This window comes from Anaeromyxobacter terrae, assembly GCF_022690685.1.
GTDB lineage: Bacteria > Myxococcota > Myxococcia > Myxococcales > Anaeromyxobacteraceae > Anaeromyxobacter > Anaeromyxobacter terrae.
The window spans coordinates 1-16,303 of the sequence record NZ_JALCYY010000055.1; the positions used below are offsets into that span (position 1 = coordinate 1).

Genomic DNA, 16,303 nt, shown 5'->3' on the forward strand with positions numbered 1-16,303 from the left:
GCCGCGCCGCGGACGGCGCGGGTCACCGTCAAAGCGACGGCTCCTTCGTGTACCCGGGCAAGGTCCAGCTCCGCATCTCCTTCAGCACGGCGTCGTGCGTGGAGTCGAGGTGGAGCGGCGTGACCGCGACGAGGCCGTCCTTCAGCACGCAGTTGCAGTCGGAGCCCGGTATGTCCTCGTTGGTGGGACCGCCCTCGCCGCCGATCCAGTAGTACTTGCGGCCGCGCGGATCGGTCTTCTCGACGACCTCGTTGCCGTAGGTCCGGCGCCCGAGGCGGGCGAACCGGAACCCGCGCACCGGGCCGGGCGGGACGTTGACGTTGAGCAGGAGCCGCGCCGGCGGGGAGGTCGCGACCATGTGCCGCGCGAGCGCCGCCGCGAACCGGGCGGCGTCCTCGAACGCGTGGGGCGGCGACGACGCGAGCGACGCCGCGATCGCGTGCACCCCGAGGAGCGCGCCCTCCATCGCCGCCGCCACGGTGCCGGAGTAGAGGACGTCGTTGCCGAGGTTCGGGCCGTGGTTGATGCCGGAGACGACGACGTCCGGCCGTGCGTCGCGGAGCACGTGGTTCAGGCCCATGTAGACGGCGTCCGTCGGCGTCCCGTCCACGGCGTACCAGCGCGGCGCGACCTCGAGGAGGCGCAGCGGGCGGTGGAGCGAGATCGCGTGCGACGAGGCGGACTGCTCGCGGTCGGGCGCGACCACCCACACCTCGTCGCCTTCGAATGCGGCGGCGAGCGCCGAGAGCCCCGGCGCGTGCACGCCGTCGTCGTTCGAGAGCAGGACTCGCACGCGCGAGAATGTACCAACCGGACCGGCGCGCCGCCAGGCGAGCAGGCGGCGGCGCGCCGAGCGCGCGAGATCAGCCCATCCGCGTGAGCTCGGCCGCGAGCACCTCGGCCACCTCGCGCGCGTGCTGTACGGACGCGGGGCGCACGCGGGCGAGCGCGCGCCGGACCGCAGCCTCGACCGTGCCCGTCCGGAGATCGTCGACGGTGCGCCCCTTCGACGTGAGGCTGAGGAGCGCCCGCCGTGCGTCGGAGGGATCCGGGTGCCGCTCGAGGAGGCCGCGATCGCCGAGCCTCTTCAGGATCCCGGTGAGCGTGCTCGGGTGGAGGTGCAGGATCTCGGAGAGCTCCCCCGCGGAGATGCCCGGATAGCGACCGACGATCCGGACCACGAGCCGCTGCGGCGCGGTGATGCGCAGCCGCGACTCCATCCGCTTGGAGGCGGACTGGAGCGCGTGATCGAGTGCCCAGAGCGTCCGCATGAACTCCAGGACGGGGCCGAGCGTCCTCTTCCCGTTGACCTGGATCTCTGCGTTCCTCTGGGCGCGTGCGGACATGGCGATCATTTCACCTCGATCCCCGATCGATTACCACGGGCGAGGGGTCGCGTCCCGCGCTCGCGCGACCCGCCGACCCTTGAATCGGGCAACCCGTTCTGGGTTAATGACGACTCGAACACGCAGTCCGTGTCCGGGGGGACAGCTTGGACTGGCGAGACGGATTCACCGCGTCGCAGCGCGCGGGCGGCACCGCTCCCTCCTTGGAAGCGGAGCGCTCCGCGCGCGCGGACGCCGAGGCGTCGGCCGCGCGGATGGAGCGGCTCCAGTCCGTCACCGCCGCGCTCTCGCGCGCGCGGACTCCGGACGAGGTGGCCGAGGTCACCCTGGGGCGCGGCGTCAGCGCGCTCGGTGGGGCGCGGGGTCTCCTGCTCGTTCCCGGCGCCGGCGGTGGCATGGACGTGCTCCCGTCCGGCGACGGCGTGGGGGCCGCCGCGGCCGCGCGCCTCGGCGGTCCGGGTCCGGTCCGGGACGCGTTCCACTCGAGGACGCCGATGTTCCTGGAGGATCGCGCCTCGCTGGCGGCGCTGTACCCGGGGCACGACGGGCTCGCCGGAGAGGCCTTCATCGCGCTGCCCCTGCCGTCGCAGGGGCTGCCGCTCGGCGTGCTCTACGTGGCCTACGACGCGCCGCGCGCGTTTCCGGACGCGGAGCGCGCGCTCGCCGTCACGATCGCGTCCCAGTGCGCCCAGGCGCTCGACCGCGCACGGCTCTTCGTGGCCGAGCGGCTCGCCCGCGCCGAGGCGGTCGCGGCCCAGCGGCGGCTGGCGTTCCTCGACGACGTGTCGGCGCTCCTCGCCGCGACCCTCGAGGAGGAAGAGATGGCCGCCGGGGTGGTGCGGCTCGCGGTGCCCGCGCTCGGCGACTGGGCGTGTGTGCTCGCGCTGCGCGACGAGGGGCTCGTCGCGGCGGCGCGGCTCGGCCTCGAGAGCGTGGGCGCGCCCGTCGAGGCGCGCGCGCGTGCGCTGGCCGTCGAGCGGCTCCTCATCGCCGGTGAGCCGCCGCGGCCCGAGCCGATCGACGAGTTCCCCGAGCTCCCCGCAGCCGGTCCCGCGCCGAGGTCCGCGGTGGTCGCGGCGCTCGTGGCCGGCGGCGAGGCGCTCGGCATCCTGGCGGTGGCGAGCGCCGATCCCGCCCGGCGGTACGGTGCGGCGGATCGGGTGCTCGTCGGCGAGGTGGCGCGACGCACCGCGCTCGCGATCGCCCACGCCCGGCTCCTCCGCGACGCCCGGGCGGCGGCGCGCGCGCGCGAGGAGTTCCTCCAGGTCGCGTCCCATGAGCTGCGTGGGCCGCTCGGGACGCTGCGGCTCGGGGTGCAGCTGCTGCTCCGCGACCAGCGCGGCGGACCCGCGACGAAGCCGTCCGAGCCGCGGCTGCGGATGATCGGGCGGCAGGCCGATCGCCTGGTGCGCCTCGCCGATGCCCTCCTCGACGTGTCGCGCATCACGGCCGGGCGGCTCGTGCTCGCGCGGGAGGAGGCGGATCTCGCGGCCCTCGTCCGCGAGGTGGCCGGGCGCTACACCGAGGAGGCCTCCGACGCGGGGTGCGCGCTCACGTGCGACGCGCCCGGCCCGGTCCGCTGCCCCTTCGACGCGGCGCGCATCGAGCAGGTGCTCTCGAACCTCGTCTCGAACGCGCTCAAGTACGGCCAGGGAAAGCCGGTCCACGTGAGCATCGCCGCGTCGAGCGCCTCGGCGCGTGTGACGGTGGCGGACCGCGGCATCGGCATCGCTCCCGCCGACCAGGAGCGGATCTTCGGCCGCTTCGAGCGCGCCGTGTCCGGGCGCCACTACTCGGGGCTCGGGCTCGGCCTGTGGATCGTGCAGCAGATCGTCGCGGCGCACGGCGGCAGCATCGGCGTCGAGAGCACGCCCGGGCAGGGCTCGTCGTTCACGGTGGAGCTGCCGCTCGCCGCCGACTGAGCGCCGCTCCTCGCGCTGGCCGCCACCCGCGCGATGGACTCGGTGAGGCGCGAGCGCGCCTACACGCTGCACCTTTACGGGGCGGCCCCGCGCGTGCCAGAGTGCGCGGAACGCGCGCGGGGAGGGGAGCGCCGCCGCGTCATGCTCTCCATCGTCCGCCTGCCTGCCGCGCTCTTGCGCGGGCTGTTCCTCGTTGCCGCGGCGCCGGCCCTCGGGCTCCTCCGCGGCGCGCCCCCGCCGATGGGCGGCGGCCGCGCCACCGGTCCCACGAGCCGCGTCCGCACCTCGCTCCGCGCGTCGTCCGCCGAGGGGCTCTTCGCGGAGCTCGTCGCCGCGACCGCCGGTCCCACGGTGCTCATTGCGTGGGCGCTCCACCTGGGCGCGACGCCGCTCGAGGTGGGGTTCATCGCGGCGCTGCCGCAGCTCGCGCAGATCGTGCAGCTCCCCGCCGCGTGGGCCACCGCGACCTTCGGCCGGCGGCGCGTGGCGGTGAGCGCGGTGACGCTCTCGCGCCAGGCGCTCCTCCCGCTCGCCGCGCTCCCGTTCCTGCCCCTGTCGACGCCCGCGGCGCGCGCGCTCCTGCTCGTGGTCGCCGCGCTGTCCGCGGCGCTCTCGGTGGTCGGGAACAACGCGTGGGTCGCCTGGATGGGCGAGCTCGTCCCGGCGCGGCTCCGCGGCCGCTACTTCGGGCGGCGCACCGCGCTCTGCACCGCCGGGGGCACGCTCGCGGGGCTCGGCGTCGCGCGGCTGCTCGACGCGGTCGCGGGCGGCAGGGGCGCGGCGGTCGCGCTCGCGGGGCTAGCGCTCGCCGCATCGGCGCTCGGCGCGACGACGACGGCGCTCATGCTCCGCCAGCACGAGCCGCCCGCGCCCGCCCCGGCGCCGCCGTCGCTGGCGGACGCGCTCCGGCCGCTGCGCGACCGCGACGCGCGCGCCGTGCTCGTCTACCAGGTGGCGTGGAACGGCTCCGTCGGCCTCGCGGGCGGCTACTTCACGCTCTACCTGCTCCAGGACCTCCGGGCCGGCTTCATGCTCGTCGCGGCCCACGCCGCCATCGGCGCGGGCACGCGGTTCCTGACGGCGCCGCTCTGGGGGCGCGTCCTCGATCGCGCCGGCGCGCGGCCGGTGCTGGCCGCCTGCTCGTTCGCCGCGGCGGGGCTGCCGCTCCTGTGGCTCGCGAGCTCGCCGGGCTGGCTGTGGCCCATCGCGCTCGACGCCGCGATCGGCGGCGTCGCCTGGGGCGGCCACGCGCTCGCGTCCCTCGCGCTCCCGCTCGAGATCGGCGCGCGGCGCGACCGTCCGTTCCACCTCGCCGCGTTCGCGATGGCGGGCGGCATGGCGTACGCCGCCGCCGTGACGCTGGGAGGTCTCGCCGCTGCCGCGCTGCCGCCAGAGGTCGCCACCCTGGGCCGCGCGGGAGGCACCGGCCTCGAGCTCGTGTTCGTCGTGTCGGCCGCGGGGCGGTTCGCGAGCGCGCTCCTCGCGCTCCGCACGGATGCCCGCGGCGCGGTCTCGCTCGCCGAGGTGCACCACGCCGCGACCGGCGCGGCGCGCGGGGCGCTCGCGTACGTCAGGATCCTCAGGCGGTGACGAGGGGCGGAGCAGAGCGCGAGCACCACCTCGGCCGCGTCAGAACGGATGCAGCCCGAGCCGCTCGACCGGCACCACGTGCTCCGCGCGCAGCCAGGCGGCCGTGTCGAGCCGGAGCGCGTCCTCGTGCGTACCGCCGCGGACGACGATCCACGCCTCGTGCGCGAGCTCGTCGTCGACGTAGATGGGCATGCCGAAGATCCCGAGCGGCGGCTCCGCGCCGACCTCGCAGGGCGTGAACTTGCCGGAGAAGGCGGTCTCCGGCGCCAGCGCCGCGCGCGCGGCGCCCGTCGCTCGCCGGAGCGCCTCGAGGTCCACGCGCTGCGTGGCGGACACGACCGCGAGCGCGAGCTTGCCGTCGAGGTCGACCACGACCGGCTTCGCGATCCGCTCCCCGGAGACGTGCTCCGCGGCGGCGAGCCGCTGCGCGGGGACGGCGCGGACGTGGACCGAGTGCTCGTAGGCGAGGTGGTGCTGCTTCAGATACCGGTCGATGGGCTCCGGGATCACGGCGACCTCCTCCGCGTGGTGCGGGCCGGCTGGGCGATGATCGATCCCTAACCGCGCGCCGGGTCTTGGCGAGCGCGACGGTGGGCCACGGGTGGGGGAGGGCGCGGGGGGGCGAGCCCGTCGGCGGGCGCCCTCTGCAGGGGCCCTTGCTTCCCGCGACCGGGGGGCGAATCGTTCGCCGGTGACCGCCGACGCGCCGAGGAACGGGCGCCGACCGACCGGCGATCGCACCTGCGAATGGCCCTCGACACCGCAGCTCCGACCCTGGGGCGCCGACCGCGCGCGCCCCGCCCACCGCCGACCGCCCGCGAGCTGGCGCGCGCGGCCCTCGGCGAGGTGCGCGACGCGGAGGTGCTCGTCGCCGCCGAAGAGGCCGGCGCTCTCTCCGCTGCGCTCGAGCGGGACGGGGCGCGCGTGACGCCCGTCTCGCTCGGCCCGGACGCGCTCGCATGCCCCGAGGCGTGGCGCTCGATCGACCTGCCGACCTGGTCCTTCGACGCGGTGGTCGCGGAGGGGCTGCTCTCGCGCGCGGCCGACGTCGAGGCCCTCCTGTACCGGCTGCGCGCCTGGGTGAGGCCCGACGCCCCGTTCGCCTTCGTGGAACAGCTGGCCCCCGCGGCGTGGGACCCCCGCTCGGCGCCGCCCGACGATGCGCTCGGCGCGCGCGAGCTCGACGCCGTCCGCCGTCACCTGCCCGGGCTCCGTGTCGCACGCCTCCCCGCGCCGGCGGCGGGACGCCCGGCCTCGCCGTGGGCCGACGCGCTCTGGTCGGCGGTGGAGAGCGCGGCGACGTGGCTGCCCGGCGTCGGCCGCGAGGTGCGGATCGCGGTGCTCTCGGGCCGCCTGCCGCCGTGACCCCGACGGACTTCGCTAATCGTGAAAATCGCCGAGGCCGGGCGCGCGCCGCGTGGCCACGTTCCGCCGCGGTGGCGATCCTCGCCTACGATCTCGACCCGACGGAGGGGCTCGCCGGCCCCCGGCTCAAGGCGCTCCTCGACCTCGGGTTCCCATGCAACCTGACCTGCGGCGGATGCGCGCGGGGGCGCCAGCGTGGCCGTCCGAACCGCGCCGCCCCGCTGGCGGTCGCGGACCGGCTCGCGGGGCTCGTCGCGGAGACCGCAGCGGGGGCGGTCTCGCTCGTCCTGTTCGGGGGGGAGCCGCTGCTCGACACGGACGTCGTCGTCGCCTGCTCCGCGCGGGTGCGCGACGCGTGCGCGCGTGACGGGTGCGGCTACGACGCGACGGTGATCACGAACGCGACGCTCCTCGACGGCTTCGGCGCGCGCCGCCTGTCGCGCGCCGGGGTGACGACGCTGCAGGTCACGATCCCCGTCGGCGCCCGGGCGGCGTCGCGGAGCTCGCTCGATCAGCAGCGGTTCGGGCGGATCCTGCGCAGCATCCGCGAGGCGCGCGAGGAGCTCGACGTGCTCGTCCGGTTCGAGGTGGACGGCGCCGAGGACTTGCGCGAGGCGCTCTCGACGGTCCGGGTGCTCGAGCGCGAGGGGATGCTCGCGTCGCCCCACCCCGCCGCCGTCCTGCTCGGACCGCGCGCGAGCTATGCCGCGCAGGCGCGGGCGCTGTTCCTCGCCCGTCCCGCGCGCACGGCCGCGGTCACTCGATGCCCATGAGCCGGTAGGCGAAGCGGAACGCCTCGGCGGGTAGGCTCGTCTCCCAGAAGCCGGTCGCGCGCGCGAGCGCCCAGAAGCCGAGCAGGGTCGAGAGCGCCACCGCCGGCACGAGCCACGGAGAGAGCGCGCGCGCTCCCTTGCGCGTCACGCCGAGGCAATCGGGCGTCGTGCACGCGGCCACGCACGACATGCAGCCCGTGCACTCCGGCGAGATCACCCGGAGGCGCGTGTGCACCGGGATCTCCGCGGGGCACGCGCGCGTGCAGGCGCGGCAGTCGTTGCAGACGTCCGGGTCCCGGCGGACGGAGAGCGGCGAGAGCAGGCTCGCGACGCCGAGGAGCGCGCCGTACGGGCAGAGGTAGCGGCACCAGAAGTGCTTCACGACGAGCGACAGCGCCACGAGGGCGCCGATCACGACGAGGGAGGTCGTCCCGGGGTGCCGGAAGAAGAGGAGCATCTTCGCGTCGGCGGCGGTGTTGAACGGGGAGCGGAGGAACCCCTCGATCGCCTCGAGCGGCATCTGCCCGACGGTCCAGACGAAGAAGCCGAGGAGCAGGTACTTGAGCGAGGAGAGGGGGAGGTCGAGCCAGCGCGGCACCGCCGGCCAGCGGCGGCGCCACAGCGTCCGCTTGCCGAGCCACTCCAGCGCCCGCGAGATCGTGCCCACCGGGCAGACCCAGGAGCAGAACGCCTTCCGCGCGAGGAACGCGGTCGCGATCGCCGCGAGCAGGATCGTGAGGCCGGCCGGGTGGACCTCGTCCCAGTAGCGGGTGAGGAGGAAGCGCTTCAGGCCCACGAGCGCCGCGATGGGCAGGAAGCCCTCGACCGCGGGCGGGCGGGCCGCGGTGAGCGGCCCGTCGCTCGTCGCCTGCGAGACGAAGCGGGCGAACTCCAGCCCGACGAGCGCGAGGAAGGCGAGGTAGGCGAGCTGCACGGCCCAGCGGACGCGCGGCACCAGCCGGTGCGGGTTCGTCCAGCGGACGGGCGCCACGGCGAGGGGACGGGCAGCGGCCGGGGGAGCGAGCGTGGGCTCGGGGCGAAGCTCGTTCCTAGGGGTGGACATGCTTGGTGGTGTCTCCAGACGGCCGCGGAGGTTATCTCTCGGGGCCCTCGAGGGACAACGCGGACGCAGACGCCGCGTCGCGATCCCTTCCGGGGCACCAGCCGCCCAGTCCCTTCCGACGGGGGGCGCGATGCGTAACATTCCGCTTTTCCAAAAATTCCACATTCACGGAGCGTAACGATGGCCGTTTCCCTCACCCACCTCCCTCGCATCCTCGAGCGTCACGGCGACGCGCTGCTCGCGGACTGGATCCGCGAGCAGCTCCAGGCGAAGTCCCGGACGGGCGCGATCAAGGAAGGGGAGCTGCGCGAGCAGTGCGCCGAGTTCTTGCGCCTGCTCCGCGAGGCGACCGCGAAGGGCGGCACCTCCGACGTGAGCCGCCCCGAGTTCGAGCCGCTCCGCGAGCTGCTCGCGAACGTCTCGCGTTCGCGCGGCGTGCAGGGCTTCTCGCCGAGCGAGACCGCCAAGTTCGTCTTCTCGTTCAAGCGCCCGCTCTTCATGCGCCTGCGGGAGGAGCTCGGGCGGGACGCCGTCGCGCTCGCCGACGAGACCTGGGCGGTGACGGAGCTGCTCGACGAGCTCGGCCTCCTCACGACCGAGACGTACCAGAAGACGCGCGAGGCGGTGATCGCGCGCCAGCAGGAGGAGATGCTCGAGCTCTCCACCCCGGTGGTGAAGCTGTGGGACGGCATCCTCGCGCTGCCGATGATCGGCACGCTCGACTCGAACCGGACGCAGGTCGTGATGGAGACGCTCCTCGAGAAGATCGTGGAGACCGGCTCCGAGGTGGCGATCATCGACATCACGGGCGTGCCGACGGTCGACACCCTCGTCGCGCAGCACCTCATGAAGACGGTGGCGGCGGCCCGGCTCATGGGCGCCGAGTGCATCATCAGCGGCATCCGCCCGGCGATCGCGCAGACGATCGTCCACCTCGCCATCGACCTCGGCAACGTCATCACGAAGGCCAACCTCGCCGACGCCTTCAAGACGGCGCTCGACAAGCGCGGCATGGCGCAGGTCCCCGGCCGCTAGCGAGGTCGGAACATGGACCGCATCCCGATCCTGAGGATGGGCGAGTTCCTGCTCGTCACCATCCAGGTGGACATGCACGACCAGCTCGCCCTGACGCTGCAGGACGATCTCACCGCCCAGATCACGCGGACGGGCGCGCGCGGCGTGCTCATCGACATCTCGTCGCTCGACGTGGTCGACTCCTTCATCGGCCGGATGCTCGGCTCGATCGCCTCGATGGCCCGGCTCATGAACGCGGAGACCGTCGTGGTCGGCATGCAGCCGTCGGTGGCGATCACCCTCGTCGAGCTCGGCCTCACCCTGCACGGCATCCGGACCGCCCTCGACGTGGAGAAGGGGATGGCGCTCCTCCGGGCGAGCGCGGCTGGGAGGCGCCGCGCGTGAGGACGACCGCATGCCCGTCCTGAAGGAGGAGACGGTCGCGATCGGCTCCGACGCGGACGTGGTGCTGGTCCGGCAGCTGGTCCGGCGCCGTGCCCAGGAGCTGCGCTTCTCGCTCGTCGACCAGACGAAGCTCGTCACCGCCGCGAGCGAGCTCGCCCGCAACGCGCTCGAGCACGGCCGGGGCGGCGAGATGCTGCTCCAGGTGCTGCAGGACCCGCCGCGCTCCGGGCTCCGGCTCGTCTTCGCCGACCAGGGCCCCGGGATCGCCAACGTGGAGCTCGCCATGAAGGACGGTTACACCACCGGAGGCGGGCTGGGCCTCGGGCTCGGCGGGGCGAAGCGGCTCGTGAACGAGTTCGCGGTGGAGTCCACCCCCGGCAAGGGGACCCGCATCACGGTGACCAAGTGGCATTGACCAATGGTGATACGACCCTCGTCCGCGTGGACGAGGCGTCCCAGGTCGGCGAGGCGCGCCGGACGGCGCGCCGCCTGGCGGGCGAGCTCGGGCTCGGCGAGGTGGTCGCGGAGCGAGCGGCCATCGTGGCGAGCGAGGCGGCGAGGAACCTCGTCGCGCACGGCGGCGGCGGGGTGGTCGGGCTCCAGCCGCTCGGCCATCCGCCCCGTGGGCTCGGCATCGTCGCGCTGGACCGCGGCCGCGGCATCGAGGACCTCGGGCGCGCGATGCGCGACGGCCACTCGACCGCGGGGACGCCGGGCGAGGGGCTCGGCGCGATGGCGAGGGTGGGCACCGAGTTCGACCTGTGGAGCGCGCCAGGGCAGGGCACCGTGCTCGTCGCGGAGGTGTGGTCGGAGGAGCCGTCCTCGCGCAAGCTCGCGTCGGGCGCGATCTCGGTGGCGAAGACGGGCGAGCGCGTCTGCGGCGATGGGTGGCTCGTGGTGGAGGACGCGGGCCGGGCGGTGCTGGCGGTCGTCGACGGGCTCGGGCACGGCCCCCTCGCGGCGGACGCGGCGCGCGCCGCGCTCGACGCCATCCGCCGGGCCGCCGACCAGCCGCCGCGCGAGATCGTCGGCGCGGCGCACGCGGCGCTCCGCGCGACCCGCGGCGCGGCGCTCGCGATCGCCGCGCTCGATCTCGAGAGCGGCGCGCTCCGGTACGCGGGGCTCGGCAACGTGGTCGGCGCGATCCTCGGCGCCGGAGCGGCGCGGCGGCTCGTGTCGCTCGCCGGCACCGCAGGGCACGCGGCGCGAACCATCCAGGAGTTCAGCTACGACCTGCCGGAGGGCGCGGTCCTCGTCATGCACTCGGACGGCATCGCGACCCACTGGGACGCCGCGGCGTACCCGGGGCTGCTCAGCCGGCACCCCGCGCTCCTCGCGGGCGTCCTGTTCCGCGATCACGCGCGCGGCCGCGACGACGCGACCGTCCTCGTCGCGCGGAGGGGTGCGTGAACGAGGGTCCTGGAGCAGCCGTCGGTCCGATCCTCACCGTCGGGGTCCGGCGGGAGGAGGACGTCGTCCTCGCTCGCCAGCGCGCGCGGCAGGTGGCCCGGCTCGTGGGCATCACGCCCTCGGAGCAGACGCGCCTCGCGACGGCCGTCTCCGAGATCGCACGCAACGCCTGGAAGTATGCGGACGGCGGTCGGGTGGAGATCGCGCTCGAGGAGGGGGCGGAGACGGGCGCGCTCGTCGTCCGCATCCGCGACCAGGGGCGCGGGGTGCGGGATCTCGACGCCGTGCTCTCCGGCCGCTACCACTCCCCGACCGGGATGGGGCTGGGCATCGCGGGCAGCCGGCGGCTCGTCGATCGCTTCGACATCGAGAGCGGCCCGGCGGGAACGACGGTGACGCTCGCGAAGGACCTGCCCGCGGGGGCGGGGCCGGCCACGCCGCGCGAGCTCGCGGCCTTGCTGGACGAGCTCTCGCGAGTGCGGCCCCACGACGCGCTCGAGGAGCTGACCACCCAGAACCAGGAGCTGCTCCGCGCGCTCGACGCCCTCCGGGAGCGGGAGCGCCAGCTCGTCGAGCTGAACCGCGAGCTCGAGGACACGAACCGCGGGGTGGTCGCGCTGTACGCGGAGCTCGACGAGAAGGCCGACTACCTGCGGCGGGCCTCGGAGCTGAAGAGCCGGTTCCTCTCCAACATGAGCCACGAGTTCCGCACCCCGCTCAACACCGTGATCTCGTTCTGCCGGATGCTGCTCGACGAGACCGACGGACCGCTCAACGACGAGCAGCGCAAGCAGATCGGATTCGCGCGCCGCTCCGCGGAGGGGATGCTCGACCTCGTGAACGACCTGCTCGACCTCGCGAAGGTCGAGGCGGGCAAGACCACGATCCGCGCCGCGCCGTTCGAGGCGAGCGAGCTGTTCGGGGCGCTGCGCGGCATGCTGCGGCCGCTCCTCGCGACGACCCACGTCACCCTTCACTTCGACGACCCGGTGGGGCTGCCGGCGCTCTACACGGACGAGGGGAAGATCTCCCAGATCCTCCGCAACTTCATCTCCAACGCGCTCAAGTTCACCGAGCGCGGCGAGGTGCGCGTCGCCGGCCGGCGCGAGGGCGACCGCGCGATCTTCTCGGTCTCGGACACCGGGATCGGGATCGCGCGGGAGGACCAGGAGCGGATCTTCCAGGAGTACGGGCAGCTCGACTCGCCGGTGCAGCGGCGGGTGCGCGGCACCGGCCTGGGGCTCCCGCTCTCCAGGCGGCTCGCCGAGCTGCTCGGCGGCCGCGTCGGCGTGGAGAGCGAGCCGGGCGTCGGCTCCACCTTCACGCTCGACGTGCCGCTCTTCTACGGGGGCCCCCCCGAGATCGGGGCGGTCCCGGACATCGCCGCGCTCCACGATCCCACCCGGTACCCCGTGCTCGTCGTCGAGGACAACCCGGAGACGATCTTCGTGTACGAGAAGTACACGAGCGGGACGCCGTTCCAGGTGCTCTCGGTCGGGACGCTGCTCGAGGCGCGCCGCGCGGTGCAGCGGCTCCGGCCGGTGGCGGTGGTGCTCGACGTGATGCTCGGCGCCGAGGCGGCCTGGCCGCTCCTGTCGGAGCTCAAGGGCTCCGTCCTCACGCGCGGGATCCCCGTCTACGTCGTGACGATGGTCGAGAACCGCGGCAAGGCGAAGGGGCTCGGCGCCGACGACTTCGCCGAGAAGCCGCTCGAGCGCGGGTGGCTCCTGTCGCGCCTCGAGGAAGCCGCCGCGCTCCTCCCGCGCGAGGAGATCGTGATCGTCGACGACGACGAGGCGTCGCGCTACCTGCTCCGCTCGCTGCTCTCGGAGACCCGCTACGCGATCGTGGACGTCGCCTCCGGCGAGGAGGCGCTGGCCGTCGTCGCGGAGCGCCGGCCCGCTGCGGTGTTCCTCGACTGGAAGATGCCGGGGATGGACGGGGGGGAGGTGCTCGCGCGGCTCGGCGACGACCCGGGGACGCGCGACGTGCCGGTGCTCGTCTACAGCGGGGAGGAGCTCGGCGCGGAGCAGCGCGCGCGCGCGGCGGGCGCCGCGGCGATCCTCGCGAAGGGACGGCCGCGGCCCTCCGCGCTTCAGGAGATCCGGGAAGCGCTCGCGAAGCTCGGGCGAGGAGCTGGCCCCGCGTGAACTCCCGCGCGCACATCCTGTTCGTCGAGGACGAGGAGGCGACCCGCTACGCGGTGAACCGCATCCTCGCGAACGCGGGCTTCCGCGTGAGCGTCGCGGCGACGGGCACCCAGGCGCGGGCGCTCGCCCGCTCCGCGCGCCCCGACCTCGTGCTCCTCGACGTGCAGCTCCCCGACGGGATCGGCTTCGACGTCTGCCGCGACCTCAAGGCCGAGCCCGCCACCGCCGCGCTTCCCATCGTGTTCCTCTCGGCGCGCCGCGCCGACGCGGACGATCTCGTGCGCGGGCTCGAGGGCGGCGCGGACCTGTACCTCACCCACCCCGTGGAGCCCCACGTCCTCGTCGCGGCGCTGAACGCGCTCCTGCGCGTCCGCCTCGCCGAGGCTCGCCTCCGCCGGTTCGTCGACTCGAGCATGTTCGGGGTCGCGGAGTTCGACCGCGAGGGCGGCTTCATCGAGGGGAACGACGAGCTCCTGCGCATCCTGGGGCTCGCGCGGGCGGAGCTCGTCGAGGTGAACGGCGTCTCGTTCGCCCCCGGGCCGCGCGGCCGGCGCGGCGAGCTCACGCCGGCGGAGTGGCGCACGCAGGACGCGGCCGCCGCGGAGCAGCTCCAGGCCGGCGGCGTCGTGCGGCCCTACGAGAAGGAGTACTGGCGCAAGGACGGCAGCCGGGTGCCGGTGCTGGTGGGCGCCGCCGCGGTCCCCGGCGGAGGCGGTCACGTGGCGTTCGTGCTCGATCTCACCGAGCGCAAGCGGGCCGAGCGCGAGCGCGAGGAGGCGCTCGCGCGCGCCGAGGCCGCCCAGCGGCGGATGTCCTTCCTGCTCTCCGTCACGAGCGCGCTCATGGTCGCGCCGGGGGAGATCGCGGCGGCGATGGCCCGGCTCGCGGCGCTGTGCGCGGGCGAGATCGCCGACTGGTGCATCGTCGACCGGGCCACGCAGGACGGGGCGAAGCGGCTCGCGGTGGCGAGCGCCGATCCGGCGCGGCTCCCCGACGCGGCGGTCGTCGCGGCGCACGCGCCCTGCGGGACCGGCGCGATCTCTCTCGCGCTCGCGGCGGGCGCGCCGCAACACCTCGAGCTCGTGGACGACCCCGACGCGCTCGAGCCGGCGCAGGATCCCGCCCACCGGCAGGCCCTCCTCACGCTCCGCGTCGGCGCGGCGTCCGTGTTCCCCATCGCCCACGGCGGCCGGATCCTCGGCGCGCTGACGCTCGTGCGGGCGCCCCGCGGGGCGGAGCTCGCGCCGGTGGAGCTCGCGCTCGGCGAGGAGATCGCGGGTCGGGCGGCGATCGCCCTCGAGAACGCGCGCCTGCACGACGAGCTCGCGCGGTCCCTGCGCGCCCGCGAGCAGACGCTCGCCGAGGTCTCGCACGATCTGCGCAACCCGCTGTCGTCGATCCTCCTCGCGGCGGCGCAGCTCGAGCGCTCCGCCGATCGCCCCGACCTGCCCGAGGTCGTCTCCCGCCGCGCGGCGAACATCCGCCGGGCCGGCGACCGGATGAACCGCCTCGTCCACGACCTCCTCGACCTCGCCCGCGCCGAGACGGGTCGCCTCGAGCTCGATCTCGGCGAGCACGCCGCGCGCGAGCTCCTCGACGACGCGCTCGAGAGCGCCGCGCCCGCCGTGCGCGAGCGGGAGCTCAAGGTCCGCACCGCCGCCGACGGCGTCGTCGCCCGCTGCGATCGCGAGCGGGTGCATCGCATCCTCGCGAACCTCGTCTCGAACGCCGCGAAGGCGAGCCCGCGCAAGGGCACGATCGAGCTCGCCGCCCGGCGGCGGGGAGGGGAGGCGCTCTTCACCGTGTCGGACGAGGGGCCAGGCATCGCGCTCGAGGAGCAGACGCTCATCTTCGAGCGCTACTGGCGCGGGCGCGAGTCCGGCGTACACGGCGTGGGGATCGGCCTGTCGATCGTGAAGACGCTCGTCGAGCGCCATGGCGGGAAGGTGTGGGTCGAGAGCAAGCCCGGCGAGGGGGCGCGGTTCTCGTTCACGCTGCCGGTGGCGGAGGAGTGAGGGGAGGGCTCGACCCGACCCCGACCCCGACCGCGACCCCGACCGCGACCCCGACCCCGACCCCGACCTCGACCCCGACCTCGACCTCGACCCCGACCCCGACCCCGACCCCGACCTCGACCCCGACCGCGACCGCGACCGCGACCGCGACCCCGACCCCGACCCCGACCCCGCCTGGCCCCTCCACCCCAGGCGAGGTGCGCGCCAAGCGCGCAGAACAGGTCCGTCGAGCGCTCGCTCGGGTTCACGCGGGGCCCGTCCTACGCCAGGGGAGGGCGCGGGGCTTAGACTGGCGCCGGAGGAGCACACCGATGCCGACCGCCGAGTGGAAGCGGATCTGCTGCCCGATCGACTTCTCCGACGCCTCGCGCGCCGCGATGGAGGTCGCCGCCGACCTCGCGCGCCGGATGGGCGCGGAGCTGTGGCTTCTGCACGCCTATCCGGTCCCCGGCTACACCTTCCCGGACGGCTCGGTCGTCGCGAGCCCGAAGATGCTCCAGGACCTCGCCGAGGCCGCCCAGCGCCACCTCGACGAGTGGCGCCTGAGCGCCGAGGGGCTCGGCGCGACCCGCGTCGAGACCGCGAAGGAGGCCGGCGAGCCGGCGGCGGAGATCGTCGCGTTCGCGCGCGAGCGGGGCATGGACCTGCTCGTCCTCGGCACGCACGGGCGCACCGGCCTCGAGCACGCGCTCCTGGGCTCCATCGCGGAGCGCGTCGTGCGCAGGGCGCACTGCCCTGTGCTCACGGTGCGGCCCCCTGCGGCCTAGGCGGACCGGGCGCGAGGAGCTCGGCGATGCGCGCCTCGCGGTGCGCGAAGATCCGCGCGAGCGAGCGGCGCACGAGGAGCGCGTGCGCGACTGCGCCGAGAGGCCCGAGGGGCAGCTCGTACTCGACGCGGTCTCGCACGAGAGTCCCGCCCGGCGCGTCCTCGAAGGTGTGGAGGTGGCGCCAGCGCCGGTACGGGCCCGCGAGCTGGACGTCCACGAACCGCTCGCCGGGCACGAGCTCCTCGATCCGCGTGCGCCACGAGAACGGCACGCCGAAGAGCGACAGCCGGTACTCGATGAGCGCGCCCGGCGCCATCGCGACGCGGCCGGGCGTGACGATGCGGAAGCGCAGGAAACCGGGCGTGATGACCTCGAGGTTGTGCGCGTCGGAGAAGAAGGCGAAGACCTCGTCGCGGCGGCGCGGAACGAGCTGCGCGCGCTCGAGGATCCAGCGGCGGGCCATGTGAACCTCCTGCGGCGGTC

Annotated in this window: 16 protein-coding genes; 11 read left to right on the forward strand and 5 right to left on the reverse strand. The window is 75.1% G+C overall.

Going from position 1 to position 16,303, the window contains the following annotated elements; genetic code table 11:
• Nucleotides 1-28 precede the first annotated feature (28 nt).
• Nucleotides 29-793 carry a 5'/3'-nucleotidase SurE gene (surE, locus tag MNY62_RS19825; RefSeq protein ID WP_242346085.1) on the reverse strand — a complete coding sequence of 255 codons (765 nt, stop codon included), beginning with the start codon at nt 791-793 and terminating at the stop codon, nt 29-31.
• A gap of 70 nt (nt 794-863) precedes the next feature.
• A complete protein-coding gene (locus tag MNY62_RS19830) occupies nt 864-1,346 on the reverse strand; it encodes a MarR family winged helix-turn-helix transcriptional regulator (protein WP_242346086.1) in 483 nt (160 codons plus the stop codon).
• Nucleotides 1,347-1,549: 203 nt separating this feature from the next.
• On the opposite strand from MNY62_RS19830, the gene MNY62_RS19835 reads away from it, so the two are divergent.
• Together MNY62_RS19835 and MNY62_RS19840 are read left to right on the forward strand one after the other, a co-directional pair.
• On the forward strand, nt 1,550-3,268 hold the full coding sequence (locus MNY62_RS19835) for a sensor histidine kinase (protein WP_242346087.1): 1,719 nt from the start codon (nt 1,550-1,552) through the stop codon (nt 3,266-3,268).
• 141 nt (nt 3,269-3,409) lie between these two features.
• Nucleotides 3,410-4,858 (forward strand): MFS transporter, encoded by a 1,449-nt coding sequence (locus MNY62_RS19840; protein WP_242346088.1) that lies wholly within the window; start codon nt 3,410-3,412, stop codon nt 4,856-4,858.
• A 39-nt stretch (nt 4,859-4,897) separates the two neighbouring features.
• Here MNY62_RS19840 and MNY62_RS19845 read toward each other — a convergent pair whose 3' ends face one another.
• The gene (locus MNY62_RS19845; protein WP_242346089.1) at nt 4,898-5,368 is read right to left on the reverse strand and encodes an aminoacyl-tRNA deacylase; all 471 of its coding nucleotides are present in this window, start codon (nt 5,366-5,368) and stop codon (nt 4,898-4,900) included.
• Nucleotides 5,369-5,605: 237 nt separating this feature from the next.
• On the opposite strand from MNY62_RS19845, the gene MNY62_RS19850 reads away from it, so the two are divergent.
• Together MNY62_RS19850 and MNY62_RS19855 are read left to right on the forward strand one after the other, a co-directional pair.
• The gene (locus MNY62_RS19850) at nt 5,606-6,223 is read left to right on the forward strand and encodes a methyltransferase domain-containing protein (protein ID WP_242346090.1); all 618 of its coding nucleotides are present in this window, start codon (nt 5,606-5,608) and stop codon (nt 6,221-6,223) included.
• Between the two features lie 71 nt (nt 6,224-6,294).
• Nucleotides 6,295-6,996, forward strand: coding sequence for a radical SAM protein (locus MNY62_RS19855; RefSeq protein WP_242346091.1), 702 nt, complete (start codon nt 6,295-6,297; stop codon nt 6,994-6,996).
• Here MNY62_RS19855 and MNY62_RS19860 read toward each other — a convergent pair.
• Complete coding sequence (locus MNY62_RS19860; RefSeq protein ID WP_242346092.1) at nt 6,980-8,059, reverse strand: 4Fe-4S binding protein; 1,080 nt, start codon at nt 8,057-8,059, stop codon at nt 6,980-6,982. The genes MNY62_RS19855 and MNY62_RS19860 overlap by 17 nt on opposite strands.
• Nucleotides 8,060-8,239: 180 nt before the next feature.
• Here MNY62_RS19860 and MNY62_RS19865 point away from each other — a divergent pair, with 180 nt between their 5' ends.
• From MNY62_RS19865 to MNY62_RS19895, 7 genes are all read left to right on the forward strand, one after another.
• Nucleotides 8,240-9,094, forward strand: coding sequence for an STAS domain-containing protein (locus tag MNY62_RS19865; RefSeq protein WP_242346093.1), 855 nt, complete (start codon nt 8,240-8,242; stop codon nt 9,092-9,094).
• 12 nt (nt 9,095-9,106) lie between these two features.
• A complete protein-coding gene (locus MNY62_RS19870) occupies nt 9,107-9,478 on the forward strand; it encodes an STAS domain-containing protein (RefSeq protein WP_242346094.1) in 372 nt (123 codons plus the stop codon).
• Nucleotides 9,479-9,488: 10 nt separating this feature from the next.
• Nucleotides 9,489-9,893 (forward strand): anti-sigma regulatory factor, encoded by a 405-nt coding sequence (locus tag MNY62_RS19875; protein ID WP_242346095.1) that lies wholly within the window; start codon nt 9,489-9,491, stop codon nt 9,891-9,893.
• On the forward strand, nt 9,890-10,888 hold the full coding sequence (locus MNY62_RS19880; protein WP_242346096.1) for a SpoIIE family protein phosphatase: 999 nt from the start codon (nt 9,890-9,892) through the stop codon (nt 10,886-10,888). The genes MNY62_RS19875 and MNY62_RS19880 overlap by 4 nt, the downstream gene beginning before the upstream one ends.
• Nucleotides 10,885-13,038, forward strand: a complete 2,154-nt coding sequence (locus MNY62_RS19885) for an ATP-binding protein (protein WP_242346097.1) — start codon at nt 10,885-10,887, stop codon at nt 13,036-13,038. Before MNY62_RS19880 ends, MNY62_RS19885 begins: the two co-directional genes overlap by 4 nt.
• Nucleotides 13,035-15,053 carry a hybrid sensor histidine kinase/response regulator gene (locus MNY62_RS19890; RefSeq protein WP_242346098.1) on the forward strand — a complete coding sequence of 673 codons (2,019 nt, stop codon included), beginning with the start codon at nt 13,035-13,037 and terminating at the stop codon, nt 15,051-15,053. The genes MNY62_RS19885 and MNY62_RS19890 overlap by 4 nt, the downstream gene beginning before the upstream one ends.
• A gap of 311 nt (nt 15,054-15,364) precedes the next feature.
• Nucleotides 15,365-15,820, forward strand: coding sequence for a universal stress protein (locus tag MNY62_RS19895; protein ID WP_242346099.1), 456 nt, complete (start codon nt 15,365-15,367; stop codon nt 15,818-15,820).
• Here MNY62_RS19895 and MNY62_RS19900 read toward each other — a convergent pair.
• Entirely contained in the window at nt 15,795-16,283 is a 489-nt protein-coding gene (locus MNY62_RS19900; protein ID WP_242346100.1) for an SRPBCC family protein, read from the reverse strand. The genes MNY62_RS19895 and MNY62_RS19900 overlap by 26 nt on opposite strands.
• Nucleotides 16,284-16,303 lie beyond the last annotated feature (20 nt).

What these genes read in the sequence shown, in the direction of transcription:
- MNY62_RS19830 (WP_242346086.1), bottom strand. Translation starts at nt 1,346, where the DNA reads ATGTCCGCACGCGCCCAGAGGAACGCAGAGATCCAGGTCAACGGGAAG.
- MNY62_RS19840 (WP_242346088.1), top strand. Translation starts at nt 3,410, where the DNA reads ATGCTCTCCATCGTCCGCCTGCCTGCCGCGCTCTTGCGCGGGCTGTTC.
- MNY62_RS19850 (WP_242346090.1), top strand. Translation starts at nt 5,606, where the DNA reads ATGGCCCTCGACACCGCAGCTCCGACCCTGGGGCGCCGACCGCGCGCG.
- MNY62_RS19860 (WP_242346092.1), bottom strand. Translation starts at nt 8,059, where the DNA reads ATGTCCACCCCTAGGAACGAGCTTCGCCCCGAGCCCACGCTCGCTCCC.
- MNY62_RS19865 (WP_242346093.1), top strand. Translation starts at nt 8,240, where the DNA reads ATGGCCGTTTCCCTCACCCACCTCCCTCGCATCCTCGAGCGTCACGGC.
- MNY62_RS19870 (WP_242346094.1), top strand. Translation starts at nt 9,107, where the DNA reads ATGGACCGCATCCCGATCCTGAGGATGGGCGAGTTCCTGCTCGTCACC.
- MNY62_RS19875 (WP_242346095.1), top strand. Translation starts at nt 9,489, where the DNA reads ATGCCCGTCCTGAAGGAGGAGACGGTCGCGATCGGCTCCGACGCGGAC.
- MNY62_RS19895 (WP_242346099.1), top strand. Translation starts at nt 15,365, where the DNA reads ATGCCGACCGCCGAGTGGAAGCGGATCTGCTGCCCGATCGACTTCTCC.
- MNY62_RS19900 (WP_242346100.1), bottom strand. Translation starts at nt 16,283, where the DNA reads ATGGCCCGCCGCTGGATCCTCGAGCGCGCGCAGCTCGTTCCGCGCCGC.